Consider the following 19,282-nt stretch of genomic DNA (forward strand, 5'->3'; position numbering starts at 1 on the left):
TTCCTCCTCGACAAAATACACGCAATTTATAATAGCGCTTATTCATTCTGTTTTACCATAGGTTTCTTGAAAATGCAACCATTATTTTTAACATTATTACTCCTGCACAATAGAGACATAAAAACTGTAAGAGTGTCTTTTCTGGTCATTGTTTTATTCTAAATAGTGTTACTTTAATATAGTTCAGGAGCATACAATGGACGACAATATTAAGCGTTTTTCAATGGACTACTTTTCCCTGAAAGGCAAAACAGCAATTGTTACCGGCGGCAATACAAATCTGGGCATGTCTTACGCCATAGCCTTTGCCAAGGCCGGAGCCGATCTTTTTATTCCCTATTTTATTGACGAGCTCTCCGAAGTCCGTCAGGCCATTGAAGCCGAAGGGCGGCGGGTGGTTTTTCTGAAGGGCGACCTTACGGATAAACAATACCGCAAAACCGTGGTGGAAACCTGCCTTAAAGAATACGGCAAAATAGACATTCTGGTGAATAATGCGGGGATGGGTATTTTTGATAACTTTGTTAATTATCCCGACGAGGCATACGAACAAGTGATAAATCTGAATCTCAACGCCGTTTATTATCTTGGTCATGAGGTCGCTAAGGTGATGATAAACCAAGGGCACGGTAAGATCATCAATATTGGCTCGGCCCTGTCGTATACGGCGGACGGCGACTGTCCGCCCTATGTTATCAGCAAACACGGTGTTATCGGTATTACCAGGGATTTTGCCAATGAATTAGGTAAATACAATATCCAGACCAATGCCATTTGCCCGGGTTTCTTTGCCACCGCCGTAAATAAAGCGGTCCAGGAGAATAAACCGCTCTTCGAAAAAATTTCAAGCAGACTCCCCGGAGGGAAATGGGGCAGCCTTGATTCCCTTATGGGAACCGTTGTTTTTCTGGCCAGTAAGGCGTCGGATTATATCAATGGCTGGAATATCAGCGTTGACGGAGGATTTACAACAGTACTGTAAAATAACGCGGAAAACCGCAGAAAAACGCAAATTTTGCATACGCACTTTTCTTTAAACTTCTAACGAGGAGATCCCTTTTTTTCTTATAAAAGTATGCTATAATTATCCATTATGGATCAAACTGATGCCATTAAAACTTTTATCTATGATCATATTGCCAGTGTCAGATTTGATAGTTATGAATTCACCCTGGTATACGCGGATGTCCTTGACAATAAAACAGCGGAATTCCCCCATGAGCATCCCTTCTATGAGATTTATTACTCCCTGGAAGCGCCCATACAAATCAAAATGAAAAATGAAACAATAACATTGGGTAAACATGAATTGCTGCTCATTAATAAACATGTTGAACACTGTGTGCTGTTTACCTCAAACCGCAATGCTCCTTACTTTGTCTTTATATGGGATCTGTTTCCCATTGCCACCCAGTTTTACCGAGGTCCGGAGGGCGTTCACGAATGGGATGATTTAAAACAGGCGCTGGAACAATTGGAAAAACAACAGTTTATTTATTCGGCAACCCCTTTCGACGGATATGAGATTTTAAACGCCATTGAGCATGAATGGAATAGCAAACAACTGGCCTGGAATAGCTCGATAGTTTTTAAGATGTTTGATTTTTTGGTTAAAGCCCTTCGTCATACTGTCCTGATTCGGGTAACAGACCAGGATCTGGCGGGTACCCTGAATCTGGGAATTGCGGCCAGTAAGTATCTCCATGCCCATTTTACCGAACCGATTACCCTGGAAGACGTGGCGAAACATTTAAATTACTCATCCCGGCATGTAAATCGGGAGTATATGAAAATTTTTCATACTTCTATTATTCGAAACCTGAATCTGCTGCGTATAGAATATGCCAAAAGATACATTTGCTATACCGATTATTCAATAGACAAGATTTCAGAAATTATCGGGTTTTCATGTTCCAGAACCCTGTATAAGCTCTTCAAAAAATACGAGGGCATTACTATTTCACAATTCCGTGATATAAAACGAAAATAACTCAAATAGACAAATAAATCCTTTTTGTGTCTCAATTATTCATTGCCCAGGATCCAAAGTGAAAGTATTCTGATTGTTGAGTTGGAGGAATCAAATGACAGAAAAAGAACTGCTTACCCTGGTGGTTAAATTTACCGAGGCGTTGATACATAACAGGCCGCAGGATGTTCCGACGGCGCCGAATTGTAAGTGTACCTACGAAGGGCCAAAACTGGAATTAGGTAAGGGCGATGTGTGGGGCATACCCCGGCGTATTCCTTACCGGCAGACCTTTGTGGATCCCGTAACAAACACCGCCTGTTTTTCCGGTGTCATAACCAATAATGTTGGGATGAAGGCTATGAAGGTGGAAAATTCCAAGGTGATGCACGGTCCCCAGAAATGGTGGATCTACTATGCCCGTCTTACCGCCAATTCCGAAGGCAAATTAATCGAGATCGAGGAAGTTGCCCGCCCTGAGACCGGATCCGCCTTGGAAGTCCTGCCCCACCAGATGACACCGCCTCGAATCATGGAAGCCCCCCTGCCGGAAAAGGCAAAATCCACCAGGGAGGAGATGATTAGAACTGCATCGTTATATTGGGACGGGGTACAGAAAATTGTCGATTCTAAAATTGTTCCAATTCACCCTGATGCCCGGCGTTTCGAAGTTGGAACCCCGGTTACCGATGAAATGTTCAATCCGGACAGTGTTAGAAGTGCATGCGACAATGCAATATTTAAATGGGATTGCATTAAGCGGCGCTACCCCGTGGTAGATGTGGACACAGGTATCTGTATCTCCACCACCCATATGGTTAACTGTCCCCCTTCAGAACCGCCTGGATATGTTACCGACATTTTTAAAATCGAATACGGCCTAATCAAGTATATCTATGCCTTCCATGACTGGCACATTGATTATGTGGATTGGGAAGGCGTTGGGCCTCAAACCACGGCGGAATTTAAATAGGACAGAGGGAGGAGAATGGCGATGAAATCAGTTCAGGTTATTAAAGCAGGCCCGCTCCGGGACCCAACAGCGCCGAATGCGGGGGAACTCAGGGTTGTGGACATACCGGTCAAAGCTCCTGGACCGGAGGAGATTAAAATTAAAGTTGCCTATTGTTCGATCTGCGGTTCCGATCCCCACATTGCACAGGATAATATTTTTGGCTGGGACCTTCCCTTCGGTATCGGGCATGAAGTTAGCGGCGTAATTGTTGAGATGGGCGAGCGGGCAACCAAAAAGGGATTGAAGGTCGGAGACCATGTGGCGGGGAATTTCCTTAAATTCTGCGGCACCTGTTATTACTGTCAGAATGGCCAGCAGCAGTTCTGCACCCATGCGGATGAATCAAACCAGCCGGGCATGTCCGAATATATTACCTGGCATGAAAGCCAGGTGTACAAACTTCCCGAAGGTGTTTCACTGAAAGAAGGCTGCCTTTTAGAACCAATTTCGGTGGCGGTCCGTATTGTGGATAAGGTCTCGCCCAGATTCGGCGCACGGATTGCAATTTGCGGCGGCGGTCCCATAGGCTTGCTTGCACTGCAGGGCTTTAAGATCGCCGGGGCTTCACAGATAACCCTTATAGAACCCATTGCGGACCGGCGCGCTTTGGCGCTTAAATTCGGCGCCAAGGATGTCATAGATCCCACCGTACAGGATGTGGTTACGGCAGCCATGGGGCTGACCGGAGGCTTGGGCTATGATGCCGTGGTGGACTGTTCGGGATCGGTGAGGGCTGTCGGCAGCCTTCCGCAGATTACCGCTTTGGGCGGAACCCTGCTTTTCAGCGCCATGTATCCCAACACCTTTGAGTTTCCGCTGAATCTCTATCAATACTGTTATAAAAATGAGATTACTATTTCCGGAATATATATATCCCCGTATACGTTCCCCAGGGCCGCGCAACTTTTACCGCTTTACAAGCTGGAAGATTTTACCCGGGGAATTTTTGATATTGACGATGTGGCCGAAGCGTTCAGGCAGCAGGTTGCGGGAAAATATACAAAAATATTAATCCGCTGTAACAACATTGACGAATAATTAAAGGCAGGAGAAGCTGATGTATAACTATAACATTGATATGGGCTTGGTAAAAAAACTTGAAGAAAAATCAATTAAGATACGAAAGGATCTTCTCAATTTTATCTACCGTATAGGGATGGGACACCTGGGAGGCGAGCTTTCAATTGTCGATATCGTCGTTGCCCTTTATCACCATTATATGAATTACGATCCAAAAAATCCAAAATGGGAAGAGCGGGACCGGCTGATATTGAGCAAGGGGCATTGTTCGGAAACACTGTACACCATTTTCTCGGATCTGGGAATGTATACCATGGACTATATGGTTGAACATTTTGAAACCCTGGGTACGGCAAAATTTGGTATGCACAGTAACCGTAAATATGTTGACGCCATTGAAGTGAGCGCAGGTTCCCTGGGACACGGCCTTCCTATTGCGGTGGGTCTTGCGTTGGGCGCCAGAATGCAAAAGAAAAATTGGCGTACCTTTGTTATTACCGGCGACGGCGAGCTGAACGAAGGTACCAATTGGGAAGCCTTTATGGCGGCGGCTCATTATAAACTGGGGAACCTTGTGGCAATTATTGATAAAAACAGCCTCCAGATGACGGGATTTACCAAGGATGTTATGACCATTGATCCTCTGGATGAAAAACTAAAAGCCTTTGGCTGGGAGCCGGTTGTTATTGACGGAAACGACATGTATTCAGTCTGCGAAGCCCTGCAAAATCTACCGCCCGCCGATCCCTTTGTCAGGCGCAAGCCAATTGCCATAATCGCAAATACCACCAAGGGTAAGGGCGTTGATTTTATGGAGAATGTAGCCACTTGGCATGGCGGCGGTATTGCAAAGGAACAGCTTGACACGGCCCTTGCCTCAGTCGAAAAGAACAGGAGAGTACGATAATGCCCGTAAAAACCACTTTTAATTTTGATCAGATGCTGTCCAGCGCCAAAGAGGCCTACGGCGAAGAAATGATGGCCATGGCTGACGACGGCCTGGAATTTGCTTTTACCTATACTGATAATGTCGCGCCGTCAACGACTGCGGGAAGGTTTGTGGAAAAGTATCCGGATCGCTGTTTTAATTTCGGTATTGCCGAACCGAATCAGGTGGGCGCTTCCGCCGGGCTGGCGCTGAGCGGCATAACGGTGTTTGCCCAGGTTTTTGGCCCATTCCTTTCGCTGCGGGCGGCGGATCAGATTCACACCGATATAGCGTATAACGATGTTAACGTGCGCCTCATCGGTACCCACGCGGGGGTTACCGCCGGCGGCGGCCCGACCCATAATTGCATTGCCGATCTGGCTCTGTACCGGGCAATACCAAACCTAACCGTGGTGATACCCGCCGACGCCGATCAGTGTAAAAAAGTGATGCGCCAGTCCATGAGCAGAAAAGGCCCCATGGTGATACGCATAGACCGGGGCGGATCACCCAATGTATATGCGGACACAAACTATAATTTTTCAATCGGTAAGGCCATTGAAACTATCCCCGGAAACGATGTGACTATTATAAGCAGCGGGTCCAGCGTATATTGGTCAATGATGGGAGTAAAGTTACTAAAAGAAAAGCATGGGATCAACGCCAGGCTGATCGATATGCACACCATAAAGCCCCTTGACACGGACATGATCGCCAAGTGCGCAAAGGAAACCGGAAACATTGTAACCGTGGAAGAAGCATCAATTAACGGCGGCCTGGGCAGCGCCGTGGCGGAATACCTGTGTGAACATGGCTTTGGCGGGAAATTCCTCCGGATCGGACTTCCCGATGAATTTGCGGTTTTAGGTGACCCTGACGAGGTATACAAATACTACGGTATGGATCCGGAAAGTATCGCGGAAAAAACAGCAATACTGCTAAAAACCTTATAGAGCGGTCCGCCGGATCTACTTCCCCGATCCCAGCGCCGCCCATATTGCATCCCGCATTGCCATCGCGGCTTTCCGGGCTGCTCCTGCAGCAATGGTGTTGTCCGCATTGGCTGCAGCAGCTTCCGGATTTGAGGACCAGGCCTTGAGGATGGACCGGGAGGCGTTTACCACCCCGCCGTTGCCTTCCCGCAGCAGCAGTGCAGCGTCATCCGCGCCGCCGCCTTGTGCGCCGTAACCGGGAATGAGGAAGAACAGGTTAGACCGCTTTTCCCGGATGGCTTTGGCTTCTTCCCGCTCGGCGCCGGATTTCGGATCGGCCCCGACCACTGCGCCGAAAACTCCGTAGCCATGCTTGCCAAGATGGGCGGCGGCCAGTTCCGAAAGGCGGTCCCCAACGGTATCGTAGAGCCGGCCGCCTGTTTTCAGTTCCTGGTATTCAAAGTCCCGCATACCCTTATTGCTGGTCCGCATGAGTACAAAGGCGCCCTTACCCTTGGTATCCGCCCAGGAAAGCCAAGGCTCAATAGAGTCCATCCCCATATAGGGGGAGAGGGTAACGAAGTCCGCTTCAAAGTCGCCGTCAAAATGTGCCTTGGCGTAGCGGCTTGCGGTATCCGCAATATCCCCCCGCTTAATATCCGCGATGACCAGGGCGCCCCGCTCCCGGATATAGGCCAGGGTTTTAGCGTAGGTCTCAAGCCCCGCGAGACCCAACTCTTCGTAGTAGGCGATCTGTACCTTGTAACAGGCGGCAATATCCGCCGTTGCGTCAATAATCGCCCTGTTATAAGCCAATACCGCCGCCGCAGGCGAAGAGGCCCGCTTCAGTTCCACCGGGGGTATATACTCCGTGGAAGTATCCATGCCCACGCACACATGCCCCCGGGCCGCTACCGCTTCGAATAATCGGTCCATGTTATATGTAATACAACTTGTCATACACTCCCCCGTATTTCTTTGATGTCCGCGATGCCCTGGGATTCCAGCCATGTTTCCAAGCCCGCCAGTATGTCCAGGGATATTTTGGGATTGATGAAATTAGCGGTCCCTATCTGTACCGCCGCGGCTCCTGCCATGATAAATTCCGCCGCGTCCTGCCAGCTCGTTATTCCCCCGGCGCCCATCACGGGGATTTTTAGGACCCCGGCAAGCTGATGGACCATGCGCAGGGCTATGGGCTTGATGGCGGGGCCGGAAAGTCCCGCGTAGGTATTTTCAAACACGGGCCTTCGTTTTTTGATATCGATGGCCATGGCAAGGAAGGTGTTCACCAGTGATACTGCGTCGGCCCCCTCCTCCTCGCAGGCCCGGGCCAGGGCTGCTATGTCCTCCGCATTGGGGGAGAGCTTTACCATCAGGCGGTGTTTACAAATACTGCGGACAGCGCGCACCACATCTCGGGCAACTTCGGTCTTAACACCGAAGGCCATGCCTCCGGCCTTTACATTGGGGCAGGAAATGTTCAGTTCCAGGATATCGAAATCGGCGCCATTGAGGAGTTCCACCCCCGCAAGGTAATCATCAATGCTGTGCCCCCCCAGATTAACAATCAACGCCGGACCTTGGGGCCGGGGACCCAGGGTTTGCATAAAGGGAAGTTCCTTTTCAATAAAGACCGGAACTCCGGGGTTTTCCAGGCCCACGCTGTTCATCACCCCGGCGGAAGTTTCCCAGATCCGTATGCCCCTATTACCCGTTTTTGCTTCCAGGGTGAGGCCCTTGGAACAGATCCCCCCCAGGCGGCTCATGTCAAAAATTTCACTGAACTCCCGGCCAAAACCGCAGGTCCCCGAGGCCAGGACCAGGGGGTTTTTGAGGCGGACACCGGCAAAATCAGTTACAAGGCTGGGCTTCATAGGCCGAACACCTCCGCTGCGGGAAACACCGGGCCGTCTTTGCAGACCTTTTTGTTTCCCGTCACCGTTTTTCTGCTGCACCCGTAACAGGCCCCCACTCCGCAGGCCATGCGGCTCTCCAGGGATACAAAGAGCCTATCCCCTACCCCGGCGGCCTTGCACTTTTCCCAGAGGACCTTCATCATAATTTCCGGGCCGCAGGTAAAAATCCAGTCGTAACCCGCAGGGTCAATATCGTCGGTGATAAGGCCGCCAACATTCACGGTAAGCCTATCCGCATGTTGTAACGGAGTTCCCCGCGCTACTTGCAACGGAGTTCCCCGCGCTACTTGCAACGGAGTTCCCCGCGCAAGGCCCCGGTATTCCTCAGTCAGGAAAGATGCGCCGCTGAAGCCCAGGTACAGGTCAACCGTGCAGCCGGCGGCGCTCGTACCAAGTGCGGCCTTCGTACCATTTGCGGCGCTCGTGCTGCAAGCGGCGCGGTACTGTTTCGCCCCCAGATAAAACGGGGCGATTCCTGCGCCGCCGCCTACCATTGCAACCCTTCCGCGTACATCGGGGAAGCCTCTCCCAAGAGGCCCCTGAACAGTGATACTGTCACCTGGTTTGAGTTGGGAAAATATCGCCGTTCCCCGGCCTACGGTTTTATATAAGAAAGAAATCCTGTCTCCATCGGCGTCGAATATACTGATGGGCCGGGAAAGTACGGGGATACTGTCCCAGGAACGGAGCATGCAGAACTGCCCGGCGCGGATCGCAGGGATACTGCCTTGAGTCCCATCCCAGGCAGTGCAGTCCCGGGCGGTACATTCTGTTTCCAGCAGATAAAAGTCCGGCGAAACCTGCCGGTTGGAAATAACCCCGGCCATTGCTACGCCTCCCCGTCCTGGTAAACGATTTTCCCGGCGCAGATGGTGTACTTCACCTTCCCCGTCAGGGTCTGTCCGATAAAGGGTGAATTTGCGGATTTGGAGACAAAGCCGGAAACGGTCCAGGTTTCCCTATCATCAATGATGGTGATGTCCGCAGGACCGCCCTCCGCCAGAAACCCCGCTTCAAGCCCGTAGAGCGCCGCCGGAGCCGCCGTCATTTTTCCGATAAGCTCGCTCAGGCTGAGGTACCCCGGCAGGACCAGGTTGGTGATCCCCAGGGCCAGGGCGGTCTCCAGGCCTATGAGCCCGCTGGGGGCTTCGGCAAAGGGCCGGGATTTTTCTTCGGCGCCATGGGGGGCGTGGTCCGTAGCAATCATGTCGATGGTCCCGTCCTTAAGCCCCTCGATAAGAGCCCGGCGATCCCGCTCGGTACGCAGGGGCGGGTTGAGCTTCGCCAGGGTTCCTTGGGTAAGGACCGCATCCTCGGTGAGGGAAAAATGCTGGGGGGTCACTTCGGCGGTAAGCCGGGCAGTACAGCCAAGGCGCTTCGCCAGCCGCACAAGCTCCAGGGATTCGGCGCAGCTAAGGTGCTGAATATGGACCCGGGCGCCCGTGGCTAGGGCAAGCATACAGTCCCGGGCTACAAGGGAGCTTTCCGACACCGCCGGGGCTCCGGTCATTCCCAGAGCGGCGGACACCTTCCCTTCGTTTATACCGGGTATGCCAATCAGGGCGGGATCCTCCTCGTGGAGGCTGATGGGGGCATCCAGTTCCCGGGCGGCTAACAGGGCCTTTTGCAAAAAGGCAGCGTCCCGGATAGGGATGCCGTCATCGCTAAAGCCCAGGGCGCCGAGCTTTTTAAGCGCCGCCATGTCGGTAAGCTCCACGCCGCCCATGCCTTTGCTTAGCGCCGCCACGGTGTAGACCCGGATAACAGCCTTTGCCGCCTTAGCCAGGACCTCCGTCAGGGTTTCGGCGTTATCCACCGGCGGCTTGGTATTGGCCATGCAGACCACGCTGGTGAAGCCGCCCCGGGCCGCAGCCGCCGCTCCGGACGCAATATCTTCCTTATAGGTTAAGCCGGGATCGCGGAAGTGGACGTGTACGTCAACCAGACCGGGAACAACCGTCTTCCCCCGGGCGTCGATAACCTGCTCATAGACGCCATCCCGGGGATCAATCTTCCCAATACGGGTGATCCGGCCGCTTTCCAGGGCTATATCCAGGATATCGTCCATGCCGGGCCTTTGGTCCGAGGATAGGGGGTTGAGCAGGCGGCCGCCTGAGATTAAGGTCATGATGTTTTATACCCTCCGGAATGAATCGTAGCAAGGGGACAATGGTTGAAACATCGCCCTTTGGTTAATACGTCACGATGATAGATAGAGGAATTCTTTAAGGGCAGTTTCAAGGGAGAGAATATCAACGTCCGATAATATGCCTATTTTACTTTTTAACCGGCTTTTATCGGCGCTCATAATCTGGTCAGACATTGCTTTGTTTTGTGTGCCGTTGACCGTTACGATTGCCTCCCCGGGATATACACGGGATGTATTGCTCGTAACCGGGACAACAACAACACGGCTTAAATGCTGGTTAGCAATGTTATTGCTAACAATTATCGCCGGCCGTGTTTTCCGAATTTCTGAACCTACAGCGGGATCAAATTCAACCCACCAGATACTTCCACGGGTCATACATGCTTATCCGCCGGGCCAAAATAAGCATTGCACCATTCCTGGGCTTCTTTTTCTCGTTCTGTATCGGCAGCCATTGCTTTGTATGCTTCTTCAAGCGATTGAGTTTTATTTTGGGAACGGACAAGGTTTGAGATATATTCTCCCAGTGTTTTTTTGGCGATTAACGGCGCAAGGGTATTATAAACATCTTCCTCAACGGATATGGTAATTTGTTTTTGCATTTGCAAATACTCCTATATAAATATACTCCCAAAATCATGTATTTTCAAGGCAACGGTTGGTTCGAGCTGCGTGATTTGATACTTTTAGGGGCTTCATGGGAAAACCTTACTATAAAATACGAAGAAAAAGCTACGTTTAGGCTATTGACAAAAAGGGGGTAAATTAATAATATATTAAACATATCTAATTTGTAGGATATAGTAGTTAACCGGACATCCGGAGGCTCAAAAAATCCCGAAAGGGGCTTTTTGAGCCTTTTTTTGGTTCCGGGGTAGGGAACCAAACACTGGGAAACCCTGAAAGGAGAATTGCATATATGAGTATTTTTAGTACGACGCCGGAAATTGAAGTACGGGAGCGCCGTTTACACTCGATCATTTCGTATACCGGGTCCGCAAAGGATCTGTACGAAAAATCAAAGGACCGCTCTATTGTCCATACCGAGCGTTCCTACAGCCAGTGCAGTTCCTGCGCTGAAGGCTGCGCCGGGGTTGTAACCCATATACGGGATACGGCGGTGGTGTTTCATGCCCCCATAGGCTGTGACGCGGGGATGTTCAACAACGCCCTGGCCTCCAACGGTACCGCCGTGGCCCGGGGAAAACAGGAATTCAAGCTGAATATGCTCAGCAGCAACATCCTGGAACAGGATACTATCTTCGGGGCCACAGAAAAACTGCGTAACGCCATACGGGAGGCTGACAAACGGTTTCACCCCAGGGCGATATTTGTAACCACCTCCTGCGCCTCGGGCATTATCGGGGAAGATGTGGAAAGCGTGGCCGATGAAATGGAAGAAGAACTGGGGTACCCCATAGCGCCGATTTACTGCGAGGGCTTTAAGTCGCGGATATGGTCATCGGGGTTTGACGCCGCCTTCCACGGGGTACTGCGAAAACTGGTAAAGCCGCCGGTAAAAAAGCAGGAGGATCTGATCAACGTCTTTAACTTTGAGGGGACCGATACCTTTACCCCTATCCTCTCCCGCATGGGACTGCGGGTTAATTACCTGCTGCCCCTTACTTCCCTTGAGGAAGTGGAAACCATATCCGAAGCGGTCTGCTCAACCACCATCTGCGAAACCCTGTCCATGTATGTGGCGGCGGTGCTGGAGGAAAAATACGGCGTGCCCGAGGTAAAGGCGCCCTCCCCCTACGGCATTGACTGGACGAATAAATGGCTGCGGGCCATTGGAAAAATCACAAACCGGGAAGAACAGGCGGAACGGATCATCAAAGAGGATGAAGAAAAATACCGGGAAGAACTTGAGTATTACAAGGAAAAACTCAAGGGCAAGAAGGTGTATGTGGTCTCCGGAGATTCCTTTGCCCATAACCTGGCCAACATTGGTAAAAGCCTGGGGCTTGAACTGGTGGGGGCAACATCACTGCACCACGATCTCAAGACCGATAATCCCGATTCGGTTAATACCCTGAGCGCATTAATCGAAACTAACGGCGATATACCGAATTTTTCGGTCTGCAATATGCAGCCCTACCAGATTACCAAGATACTTCAAAGGCTGAAGCCGGACCTTCTGGTATGCCGGCACGGGGGACTTACCACCTTAGGTTCCAAGCTGGGCATTCCGGCAATTCTGGAGGGGGATGCAAATTACAGCATCGGGTATGAGGGAGTTGTCAAAATGGGGCGGCGTTTTTACGAAGCCCTGCGGACAAAAAAATTGGTTGATACTATTGCCAGCCATGTAAAGCTGCCCTACACCAGTTGGTGGCTGGCGGAAAGTGATCCCTTTTATTTCCAGCGGGGGAATGAAAAATGAGTGCCGTAGTAGAACAACCACGCTATTCCTGCGCCCTGGCGGCCCAACAAACCGTACTGGCCATACCCGGCGCCCATCCCATCGTTCATGCCGGTCCGGGATGCTCCACCAAGGTTTCCGGGTTTACCACCATTAGTGCCGGGCATCAGGGGGAAGGATTTTCCGGGGGCAATATCGTCTCCAGCACTAATTCCTGCGAACAGGAAGTGGTATTCGGCGGAGAGCAAAAGCTGCGCACCACCATTGACGGCGCCCTGCAGGTGCTGGAGGGTGATCTCTTTGTGGTCCTTACCGGATGCACCGCAGATATTGTGGGGGATGATTCGATTAACATCGCTAAGGAGTATGCGGAACAGGGCAAACCCCTGGTGGGGGTCGAGACCGCCGGATTTAAGGGTAACAGCTACATCGGACACGATCTGGTGGTGAACGCCATCCTTGAACAATACCTCGGTGATGTAACGGCAAAACCCCGGAAGGGTCTGGTGAATGTCTTTTCCGTGGTGCCCTACCAGGATCCCTTCTGGCGGGGGGATCTTGAAACCGTCAAAAAACTGCTGGAATCCATTGGGCTTGAGGCCCATGTGTTCTACGGTTATACGGCGGAGGGGACCGCAGAATGGAAGGATATTCCCAACGCACAATTTAACCTTTTGCTTTCCCCCTGGGTCGGCTTGAGCAGCGTAAAACTGCTGGAAGAAAAATACGGCACACCTTTTCTACACTACCCAATACTGCCTGTGGGCGCCAAAGAAACGAGCAGGTTTCTGCGGGAGCTTGCCGCCTTTGCGGGTATAGAAAAGACGGTGGTAGAAGGGGTTGTAAAAAAAGAAGAAGACCGGTTTTACCAGTACCTGGTCTCCATGATAGATTTTCTGGCGGAATTCCGCAACAACCTGCCCTCGGAACTATACACCGTGGCGGACAGCGCCTATGCGGTTGGCCAAAGCAGTTTCCTGGTGAACGAAATCGGCTTTATCCCCAAGGGGGTGTATATCACCGACGGCGCTGAGGAAAGCCATATTAGGATCATCACCGAAGCTACAGCCCAACGGGATCAGGAACTGTCGGAACTGCTGGTATTTGAGACCGACGGCGGCCTGGTCCAGCAGGATATCCGGAAAAAACTGGGGAAATCCCGGAAAGCCCTGTTTCTGGGGAGCAGCTGGGAAAAAATGCTTGCCAAGGAAACGAATAATCTCTATGCCTTCACAAGCCTTCCCCTGCCGGAGACGGTGATTGTTAATAATACTTTTCTTGGCTATGACGGCGGCCTTAACCTTCTGGAAGACATTTATTCCAATGTGTTCAAAACAAAGACCACCACATCCAGAACACAAATTCTAATTGATGAATAGGAGAAAACCATGAGTATTTATACCGGGGCGCCGGAAGTTGAAGTGCGGGAAAGACGTTTACATTCCATTATTTCCTACAACGGTACGGCAAAGGATCTGCATGAAAGGGCAAAGACCAATACCATCCCCCTGGGGGACCGGTCCTTCAGCCAATGCTCTTCCTGCCCCGAAGGATGCGCCTCGGGAACCGTGGGCCGTACCCGTGATGCGGCGGTGGTTTTCCACGCCCCCGTGGGCTGCTACGCCACCACACTGGAACTTACCCTTGGTACCACGGGGGCCGCAAACGCCAGAAAGGAAAAGCCCATCCATATTAATACCCTCTGCACAAACCTCCAGGAAAAGGATACTATCTTCGGCGCCGCAGAAAAACTACGTCAGGCCCTGCGGGAAGCGCACAACAGGTTCCATCCAAAGGTACTCTACATTACCACCTCCTGCACATCGGGGATTATCGGCGAAGATATAGAAAGCGTTGCCGATGAGATGGAGGAGGAATTGGGCTACTCGGTGGTTCCCATTTACTGCGAGGGGTTTAAGTCAAAAATATGGTCCTCCGGGTTTGATGCGGGTTTCCACGGCATACTCAGAAAGGTGGTTAAGCCGCCGGTAAAAAAGCAGAAAGATCTGGTAAACGTATTTAATTTTGCCGGGATAGATACATTTTCGCCCCTCCTGGCCCGTATGGGGCTCCGGGTTAATTACCTTGTGGGCCTTGCAACGGTTGAACAGCTTGAAACCATGTCGGAAGCGGTCTGTTCGGTTTCCATTTGCGAAACCCTGTCCATGTATGTGGCCTCGGTTCTGGAGGAACGCTACGGCGTGCCGGAGTTGAAGGTCGCCGCGCCCTACGGCCTGGACTGGACCGACGCCTGGCTGCGCGCCCTGGGCAAGGCTACCGGCAGGGAAGAGCAGGCGGAAAAGGTGATCGCCGAAGAACGGGCAAAATACGCCGGTGAAATTGAGGAGCTCAAGGGGAAACTTTCGGGGAAAAAACTCTACGTCATAGCGGGGGATTCCTTTGCCCATAACCTGGCAAACCTGGTAAAAAGCCTGGACCTTGAATGGGCGGGGGTAACGTCCCTGCACCACGATATGTTTACCGATAACCCGGCATCGGTTAATTCAATGGAAGCCCTGGTGGAGACCAACGGAGATGTAACAAATTTTTCGGTTTGTAACCTCCAGCCCTATCAGGTAGTAAAGCTGCTCAAAAACCTCCACCCGGATTTTCTGATTTGCCGCCACCCCGGCCTTTCTCCCCTGGGCTTAAAGCTGGGCATACCAACCATCTTTGAGGGGGACGCAAACTACAGCATCGGCTACGAGGGAATTGTCAAAATGGGAAAACGTTTACTGGAGCTTTTGGAAACCAGAAAGGTGATTGATAATATCTCCCGTCACGTAAAGCTGCCCTATACCGACTGGTGGCTGGAACAGGAAGATCCCTTTTACTTCAGCGGAGAAAAAACCAAATGAGTTTTGTTATTGAACAGCCAAGATTTACCTGTGCCCTGGCGGCCCAGCAGACCGTCCTTGCCATACCCAGGGCGCTGCCCATAATTCACGCCGGACCGGGTTGCGCCGCGAAGGTCAGCCAGTTTGCCTCCGCAGGGCAGCAGGGGGAAGGGTACGGCGGCGGGCTCCAAATAGCATGCACCAATTCCTACGAACAGGAAGTGGTATTCGGGGGTGAAAAAAAGCTCAGGGCCACCATCGACGGCGCCCTGAGGGTATTAAAGGGGGACCTCTTTGTGGTCCTTACGGGATGCACCGCAGATATTGTGGGGGATGACACCATCAATATCACCAAGGAATTCGCCGAACAGGGTAAGCCCATTGTGGGGGTTGAAACCGCGGGCTTTAAGGGGAACAGTTATTACGGCCACGAAGCGGCGGTGAACGCTATTATCGAACAGTTTGTGGGGGAAGCGGAACCCAAGCTGCGGAAAGGACTGGTAAATGTTTTTTCCGTGGTCCCCTATCAGGATCCGTTTTGGCGGGGGGATCTTGAAGCCCTAAAAACCCTTCTGGAATCCATAGGCCTGGAGGTAAATATCCTCTTTGGCTACGATTCAGGCGGCGCTGCGGAATGGCAGGATATCCCCAACGCCCAGTTTAACCTCCTGGTTTCCCCCTGGGTGGGATTAAGCACCGTAAAACTGCTGGAAGAAAAATACGGCACACCATTTCTGCACTATCCCGTACTACCCGTGGGCGCATTGGAAACAAACGCCTTCCTGCGGGCAGTGGGGACCTACGCCGGAATTCCAACGGACACCGTAGAAAGGGTGATACAAAAAGAGGAAGAACGGTATTATCAATATTTGGTCTCCCTCCTTGATTTCCTGGGGGATTACCGCACAAACCTCCCATCGGAACTCTACACCGTGGCGGACAGCGCCTATGGTTTAAGCTTTTCCAGTTTTCTGGTAAACGAAGCGGGCTTTGTCCTCAAGGGTCTGTATATCACCGATGACGCCCCCCAAGCTTATGCAGCCCTGATTAATGAAATTGCCAAATCACGGGATGAATCATTTAAGGACCGTACCTTCTTTGAGGTAGACGGCGGCCTTATTCAGCGGGACATAAAAAAGAAGCTGGGAAATTCCCGGAAGGCCCTGTTCCTGGGTAGCAGCTGGGAGAAATTACTGGCCCGGGAAACCAATAATCTCTATACCTTTGTGAGCGCCCCCATATCGGATGCGGTGATCATCAACAAGAGCTTCCTGGGTTACCGGGGTGGACTGCAACTGATAGAAGAAATATACACGGACAACTTTAAGACGAAACAGTCCGTTTCCCGGAACACCAACTCCTATGCCATAGAAGCAGAAGCGCTTAAGTCTCTTTAGAAAACAGGGAAGTTGATAAATACCGTTCCCCCGTATCAGGCAGCAGTACCACAATCACCTTCCCCTTGTTTTCCGGCCGTTTTGCTATTTCACTGGCGGCGTATACTGCGGCGCCCGAAGAAATCCCCGCCAAAAGACCCTCTTCCAAAGCTAATTCCCTGCTGGTGTTAAAGGCTTCTTCATTTTTAACTTTAAAAATCTCATCGATAATTTTGGTATTCAGCACACCGGGAACAAACCCCGGGCCTATGCCCTGGATCTTGTGGGGTCCAGGATTTCCACCGGAAAGTACCGGCGAATCAAAGGGTTCCACCGCCACAATTTTTACCCCCGGTTTCTTTTGCTTGAGCACCTCCCCAACTCCGGTGATGGTACCGCCGGTACCAACCCCGCTGACAAAAATATCCACCTCGCCGTCCGTATCGCACCAGATTTCCAGCGCCGTGGTACGGCGGTGTATTTCCGGATTTGCAGGATTATCGAACTGGCCGGGAATATAGGAATTGGGGGTTTCCGCAGCAAGCTGTTTTGCCCTGGCTATGGCGCCCTTCATACCCTCGGGGCCGGGGGTCAGCACAATCTCTGCGCCCAGGGCGGAAAGAAGGGTACGCCGTTCCAAGCTCATGGTCTCGGGCATGGTAAGGATGATCCGGTATTTTTTTGCCGCCGCCACAAAGGCCAGGGCTATACCGGTGTTCCCGCTGGTGGGTTCAATAATAACCGAATCTTTCTTGATAAGTCCCCGTTCTTCCGCATCCTTAATAAGCGCATATCCGATACGATCCTTCACGGAAGACAGGGGGTTGAAATATTCCAGCTTGGCTATAAGCCGCGCTTGAAGTTTTTTTACTTCGCTGAAATTGGTAAGTTCTAAAAGCGGCGTATTGCCGACCAAATCAGTCAATCTCTTTGCAATTTTTGACATAAAACAGCCTTCCTGTTAATAAGCATAACGAACCGATTCGTCCGTCCTATAGAGCAGCAGAATCAATATTCCTTTTTTCCGCTTCCTTTTGAACATCATCACCATAACTTTCCCGGGTATCTTCTTTAACTTCAGGTACCCCAATATCATGGAGCAGACTCCACACCACCCCGGTAATTCTGGAAAAATCAATAGATTTCCGTGTATCCCCTATCCGCCGGGGACGGGGCAGTTCAACATCAATAATACGCTTAATCGTACCGGGACTGTTGGACATAACCGCCACCCGATCCGCCAGAAACACCGCCTCTTCAATACTGTGGGTTATAAAGATTATGGTCTTATGGGTCTTTTCCCAAATATTGAGAAGCTCGTCCTGCAACGTTTCCCTGGTCTGCGCATCCACCGCGGCAAAGGGTTCATCCATCAGCAGAACCTCCGGGTCGTAGGCAAGCGCCCGGGCAATGGCAACCCGCTGTTTCATACCCCCGGAAAGTTCGTGGGGATAATGATCCTCAAACCCGTTTAATTCAACCAGCTCAATAAACTTGCTGCTGATTTCTTTACGTTCTTGTTTTTTTATTTTTTTGATTTCAAGCCCGTATTCAATGTTCTGCCGTACCGTCCGCCAAGGGAATAATGCGTAGCCCTGTAATACAATACCCCTGTCCAGGGCAGGTCCGGTAATCTTATGGCCATCGATAAACAATTCCCCCGAGCTCGGCGCGGCGAGTCCTGCCAGGATATCCAAAAATGTCGATTTACCGCATCCTGAAGGGCCAACAATGGTAACAAATTCACCCTGCTTTACTTCAAGGTTAAGATCCTTTATTGCGGTAAATTCTTTTTTACCCAAAACTGATTTTTTAGCCTGAAAAACACGGTTAATATTCCGGGCGACAATTTTATAGTCCCCGGTAACCGTTGTTTCCCCGGCCTTCACCGGCTGCTGAACAAAACTCACCATAATTTTAACTCCATTTTCATAATTGCGGTTCCTAGTCCCCGCCGACGCCGACTTTTTCTTTCCATTGGAACGCCCGTTTTTCAAAGGCCACCAATGCATAACTGATAAGAAGACCAAGGAGCGCCATAACAACGATCATGGCGTACATCTCCGGAATCCGGATCTGCCCTTCGTAATAGTGAATGGCATAACCCAATCCCCTATTGGCGCCTAACATCTCCGCCGCAATAAGAATAAGTACCGATGATGTTGCGGCCAGGCGTATGCCGGTAACAATTGAGGGAAGAGCGCCCGGGAGGATAACCTTCGCAAAAAGCACCGGTCCCGGGGTTGCCATGGCCCGGGCAGCCTTGATCAGCTGGGTATCTACATTTTTGACCCCCGCTATGGTATTCATCAACAGGGTCCACTGGACGCCCCAGAAGATTAGGGCCACCTTGGAAAATTCACCTATCCCGAAAATCAGCATAAATACGGGGAGCAGCGCAAGTACCGAAAGATTCCTGAACACCTGAATAAGGGGATCAATAAAATGCTCAAATTTTCTGAACCATCCGATTACCATCCCCACCGGAATACCCACTGCGGACCCTACAATAAACCCCGTCAGTGATCGCTGGGCGCTTATGGTAAAATGTTTCCATAGGTCACCGGATATGGTCAGCTTGTAGAGGGTCGCCATTACCTTGGTAAAGGGGGGCAGAAAAACCGGATTTACAATCCGCAGGCGCGCAAAAACTTCCCAGAAAAGCAGAAATATAAGTATCGCCAGCATCCGGTAGAGAAAATATGCTGTCTTGCTAAGACCTTTTTGCGCTATTTTTAATACTATATTCATCTCTTTTTCCTTTTTGTTTTT

19 protein-coding genes are annotated in these 19,282 nt (G+C 51.0%); 10 read left to right on the forward strand and 9 right to left on the reverse strand.

The features are described 5' to 3' along the window. Positions 1 to 196 precede the first annotated feature (196 nt). From TPRIMZ1_RS0105780 to TPRIMZ1_RS0105805, 6 genes are all read left to right on the forward strand, one after another. Positions 197 to 982, forward strand: coding sequence for an SDR family oxidoreductase (locus tag TPRIMZ1_RS0105780; RefSeq protein WP_010256239.1), 786 nt, complete (start codon positions 197 to 199; stop codon positions 980 to 982). Between the two features lie 111 nt (positions 983 to 1,093). After that, positions 1,094 to 1,990 (forward strand): AraC family transcriptional regulator, encoded by an 897-nt coding sequence (locus tag TPRIMZ1_RS0105785; protein WP_010256241.1) that lies wholly within the window; start codon positions 1,094 to 1,096, stop codon positions 1,988 to 1,990. A 94-nt stretch (positions 1,991 to 2,084) separates the two neighbouring features. Further along, positions 2,085 to 2,942, forward strand: a complete 858-nt coding sequence (locus TPRIMZ1_RS0105790; protein ID WP_010256243.1) for a hypothetical protein — start codon at positions 2,085 to 2,087, stop codon at positions 2,940 to 2,942. Positions 2,943 to 2,963: 21 nt separating this feature from the next. Further along, complete coding sequence (locus tag TPRIMZ1_RS0105795; protein WP_010256244.1) at positions 2,964 to 4,022, forward strand: zinc-dependent alcohol dehydrogenase; 1,059 nt, start codon at positions 2,964 to 2,966, stop codon at positions 4,020 to 4,022. Positions 4,023 to 4,041: 19 nt separating this feature from the next. After that, positions 4,042 to 4,911 carry a transketolase gene (locus tag TPRIMZ1_RS0105800; protein ID WP_010256246.1) on the forward strand — a complete coding sequence of 290 codons (870 nt, stop codon included), beginning with the start codon at positions 4,042 to 4,044 and terminating at the stop codon, positions 4,909 to 4,911. Beyond that, positions 4,911 to 5,885, forward strand: coding sequence for a transketolase family protein (locus tag TPRIMZ1_RS0105805; RefSeq protein ID WP_010256248.1), 975 nt, complete (start codon positions 4,911 to 4,913; stop codon positions 5,883 to 5,885). The genes TPRIMZ1_RS0105800 and TPRIMZ1_RS0105805 overlap by 1 nt, the downstream gene beginning before the upstream one ends. A 15-nt stretch (positions 5,886 to 5,900) precedes the next feature. Here TPRIMZ1_RS0105805 and pyrF read toward each other — a convergent pair whose 3' ends face one another. From pyrF to TPRIMZ1_RS0105835, 6 genes are all read right to left on the reverse strand, one after another. Then, on the reverse strand, positions 5,901 to 6,824 hold the full coding sequence (gene pyrF / locus TPRIMZ1_RS0105810; protein ID WP_010256251.1) for an orotidine-5'-phosphate decarboxylase: 924 nt from the start codon (positions 6,822 to 6,824) through the stop codon (positions 5,901 to 5,903). After that, entirely contained in the window at positions 6,821 to 7,741 is a 921-nt protein-coding gene (locus tag TPRIMZ1_RS0105815; protein ID WP_010256253.1) for a dihydroorotate dehydrogenase, read from the reverse strand. Before TPRIMZ1_RS0105815 ends, pyrF begins: the two co-directional genes overlap by 4 nt. Further along, the gene (locus TPRIMZ1_RS0105820) at positions 7,738 to 8,610 is read right to left on the reverse strand and encodes a dihydroorotate dehydrogenase electron transfer subunit (protein ID WP_010256254.1); all 873 of its coding nucleotides are present in this window, start codon (positions 8,608 to 8,610) and stop codon (positions 7,738 to 7,740) included. The genes TPRIMZ1_RS0105815 and TPRIMZ1_RS0105820 overlap by 4 nt, the downstream gene beginning before the upstream one ends. 2 nt (positions 8,611 to 8,612) lie before the next feature. Beyond that, positions 8,613 to 9,911 (reverse strand): dihydroorotase, encoded by a 1,299-nt coding sequence (locus TPRIMZ1_RS0105825; RefSeq protein ID WP_010256255.1) that lies wholly within the window; start codon positions 9,909 to 9,911, stop codon positions 8,613 to 8,615. 72 nt (positions 9,912 to 9,983) lie between these two features. Then, a complete protein-coding gene (locus TPRIMZ1_RS0105830) occupies positions 9,984 to 10,310 on the reverse strand; it encodes a type II toxin-antitoxin system PemK/MazF family toxin (RefSeq protein ID WP_010256256.1) in 327 nt (108 codons plus the stop codon). Then, a complete protein-coding gene (locus tag TPRIMZ1_RS0105835) occupies positions 10,307 to 10,534 on the reverse strand; it encodes a hypothetical protein (RefSeq protein ID WP_010256258.1) in 228 nt (75 codons plus the stop codon). The genes TPRIMZ1_RS0105830 and TPRIMZ1_RS0105835 overlap by 4 nt, the downstream gene beginning before the upstream one ends. 317 nt (positions 10,535 to 10,851) lie before the next feature. Here TPRIMZ1_RS0105835 and TPRIMZ1_RS0105840 point away from each other — a divergent pair, with 317 nt between their 5' ends. Genes TPRIMZ1_RS0105840 through TPRIMZ1_RS0105855 form a run of 4 tightly spaced genes read left to right on the forward strand, consistent with a single transcriptional unit; the run spans position 10,852 to position 16,531 of the window. Further along, entirely contained in the window at positions 10,852 to 12,318 is a 1,467-nt protein-coding gene (locus TPRIMZ1_RS0105840; RefSeq protein ID WP_010256260.1) for a nitrogenase component 1, read from the forward strand. Further along, positions 12,315 to 13,676: a nitrogenase component 1 gene (locus TPRIMZ1_RS0105845; protein ID WP_010256261.1), complete on the forward strand. Its 1,362-nt coding sequence runs from the start codon at positions 12,315 to 12,317 to the stop codon at positions 13,674 to 13,676. Before TPRIMZ1_RS0105840 ends, TPRIMZ1_RS0105845 begins: the two co-directional genes overlap by 4 nt. A gap of 9 nt (positions 13,677 to 13,685) precedes the next feature. After that, positions 13,686 to 15,155 carry a nitrogenase component 1 gene (locus tag TPRIMZ1_RS0105850; RefSeq protein WP_010256263.1) on the forward strand — a complete coding sequence of 490 codons (1,470 nt, stop codon included), beginning with the start codon at positions 13,686 to 13,688 and terminating at the stop codon, positions 15,153 to 15,155. Further along, on the forward strand, positions 15,152 to 16,531 hold the full coding sequence (locus tag TPRIMZ1_RS0105855; RefSeq protein ID WP_010256265.1) for a nitrogenase component 1: 1,380 nt from the start codon (positions 15,152 to 15,154) through the stop codon (positions 16,529 to 16,531). Before TPRIMZ1_RS0105850 ends, TPRIMZ1_RS0105855 begins: the two co-directional genes overlap by 4 nt. Here the strand turns inward: TPRIMZ1_RS0105855 and cysK are convergent. From cysK to TPRIMZ1_RS0105870, 3 genes are read right to left on the reverse strand one after another with little or no spacing between them, the layout of a single operon-like run. Then, positions 16,518 to 17,456, reverse strand: coding sequence for a cysteine synthase A (gene cysK / locus TPRIMZ1_RS0105860; RefSeq protein ID WP_010256267.1), 939 nt, complete (start codon positions 17,454 to 17,456; stop codon positions 16,518 to 16,520). The two genes, TPRIMZ1_RS0105855 and cysK, sit on opposite strands and share 14 nt — an antisense overlap. A 46-nt stretch (positions 17,457 to 17,502) precedes the next feature. Next, the gene (locus tag TPRIMZ1_RS0105865) at positions 17,503 to 18,423 is read right to left on the reverse strand and encodes an ABC transporter ATP-binding protein (protein WP_010256270.1); all 921 of its coding nucleotides are present in this window, start codon (positions 18,421 to 18,423) and stop codon (positions 17,503 to 17,505) included. Between the two features lie 31 nt (positions 18,424 to 18,454). Next, positions 18,455 to 19,261 (reverse strand): ABC transporter permease, encoded by an 807-nt coding sequence (locus TPRIMZ1_RS0105870; RefSeq protein WP_010256272.1) that lies wholly within the window; start codon positions 19,259 to 19,261, stop codon positions 18,455 to 18,457. Positions 19,262 to 19,282 lie beyond the last annotated feature (21 nt).

Origin of the sequence: Treponema primitia ZAS-1, from assembly GCF_000297095.1 — a bacterium.
GTDB classification, from domain to species: domain Bacteria; phylum Spirochaetota; class Spirochaetia; order Treponematales; family Breznakiellaceae; genus Termitinema; species Termitinema primitia_A.

What these genes read in the sequence shown, in the direction of transcription:
- TPRIMZ1_RS0105780 (WP_010256239.1), top strand. Translation starts at nt 197, where the DNA reads ATGGACGACAATATTAAGCGTTTTTCAATGGACTACTTTTCCCTGAAA.
- TPRIMZ1_RS0105785 (WP_010256241.1), top strand. Translation starts at nt 1,094, where the DNA reads ATGGATCAAACTGATGCCATTAAAACTTTTATCTATGATCATATTGCC.
- TPRIMZ1_RS0105790 (WP_010256243.1), top strand. Translation starts at nt 2,085, where the DNA reads ATGACAGAAAAAGAACTGCTTACCCTGGTGGTTAAATTTACCGAGGCG.
- TPRIMZ1_RS0105795 (WP_010256244.1), top strand. Translation starts at nt 2,964, where the DNA reads ATGAAATCAGTTCAGGTTATTAAAGCAGGCCCGCTCCGGGACCCAACA.
- TPRIMZ1_RS0105800 (WP_010256246.1), top strand. Translation starts at nt 4,042, where the DNA reads ATGTATAACTATAACATTGATATGGGCTTGGTAAAAAAACTTGAAGAA.
- TPRIMZ1_RS0105805 (WP_010256248.1), top strand. Translation starts at nt 4,911, where the DNA reads ATGCCCGTAAAAACCACTTTTAATTTTGATCAGATGCTGTCCAGCGCC.
- pyrF (WP_010256251.1), bottom strand. Translation starts at nt 6,824, where the DNA reads ATGACAAGTTGTATTACATATAACATGGACCGATTATTCGAAGCGGTA.
- TPRIMZ1_RS0105815 (WP_010256253.1), bottom strand. Translation starts at nt 7,741, where the DNA reads ATGAAGCCCAGCCTTGTAACTGATTTTGCCGGTGTCCGCCTCAAAAAC.
- TPRIMZ1_RS0105820 (WP_010256254.1), bottom strand. Translation starts at nt 8,610, where the DNA reads ATGGCCGGGGTTATTTCCAACCGGCAGGTTTCGCCGGACTTTTATCTG.
- TPRIMZ1_RS0105825 (WP_010256255.1), bottom strand. Translation starts at nt 9,911, where the DNA reads ATGACCTTAATCTCAGGCGGCCGCCTGCTCAACCCCCTATCCTCGGAC.
- TPRIMZ1_RS0105830 (WP_010256256.1), bottom strand. Translation starts at nt 10,310, where the DNA reads ATGACCCGTGGAAGTATCTGGTGGGTTGAATTTGATCCCGCTGTAGGT.
- TPRIMZ1_RS0105835 (WP_010256258.1), bottom strand. Translation starts at nt 10,534, where the DNA reads ATGCAAAAACAAATTACCATATCCGTTGAGGAAGATGTTTATAATACC.
- TPRIMZ1_RS0105840 (WP_010256260.1), top strand. Translation starts at nt 10,852, where the DNA reads ATGAGTATTTTTAGTACGACGCCGGAAATTGAAGTACGGGAGCGCCGT.
- TPRIMZ1_RS0105845 (WP_010256261.1), top strand. Translation starts at nt 12,315, where the DNA reads ATGAGTGCCGTAGTAGAACAACCACGCTATTCCTGCGCCCTGGCGGCC.
- TPRIMZ1_RS0105850 (WP_010256263.1), top strand. Translation starts at nt 13,686, where the DNA reads ATGAGTATTTATACCGGGGCGCCGGAAGTTGAAGTGCGGGAAAGACGT.
- TPRIMZ1_RS0105855 (WP_010256265.1), top strand. Translation starts at nt 15,152, where the DNA reads ATGAGTTTTGTTATTGAACAGCCAAGATTTACCTGTGCCCTGGCGGCC.
- cysK (WP_010256267.1), bottom strand. Translation starts at nt 17,456, where the DNA reads ATGTCAAAAATTGCAAAGAGATTGACTGATTTGGTCGGCAATACGCCG.
- TPRIMZ1_RS0105865 (WP_010256270.1), bottom strand. Translation starts at nt 18,423, where the DNA reads ATGGTGAGTTTTGTTCAGCAGCCGGTGAAGGCCGGGGAAACAACGGTT.
- TPRIMZ1_RS0105870 (WP_010256272.1), bottom strand. Translation starts at nt 19,261, where the DNA reads ATGAATATAGTATTAAAAATAGCGCAAAAAGGTCTTAGCAAGACAGCA.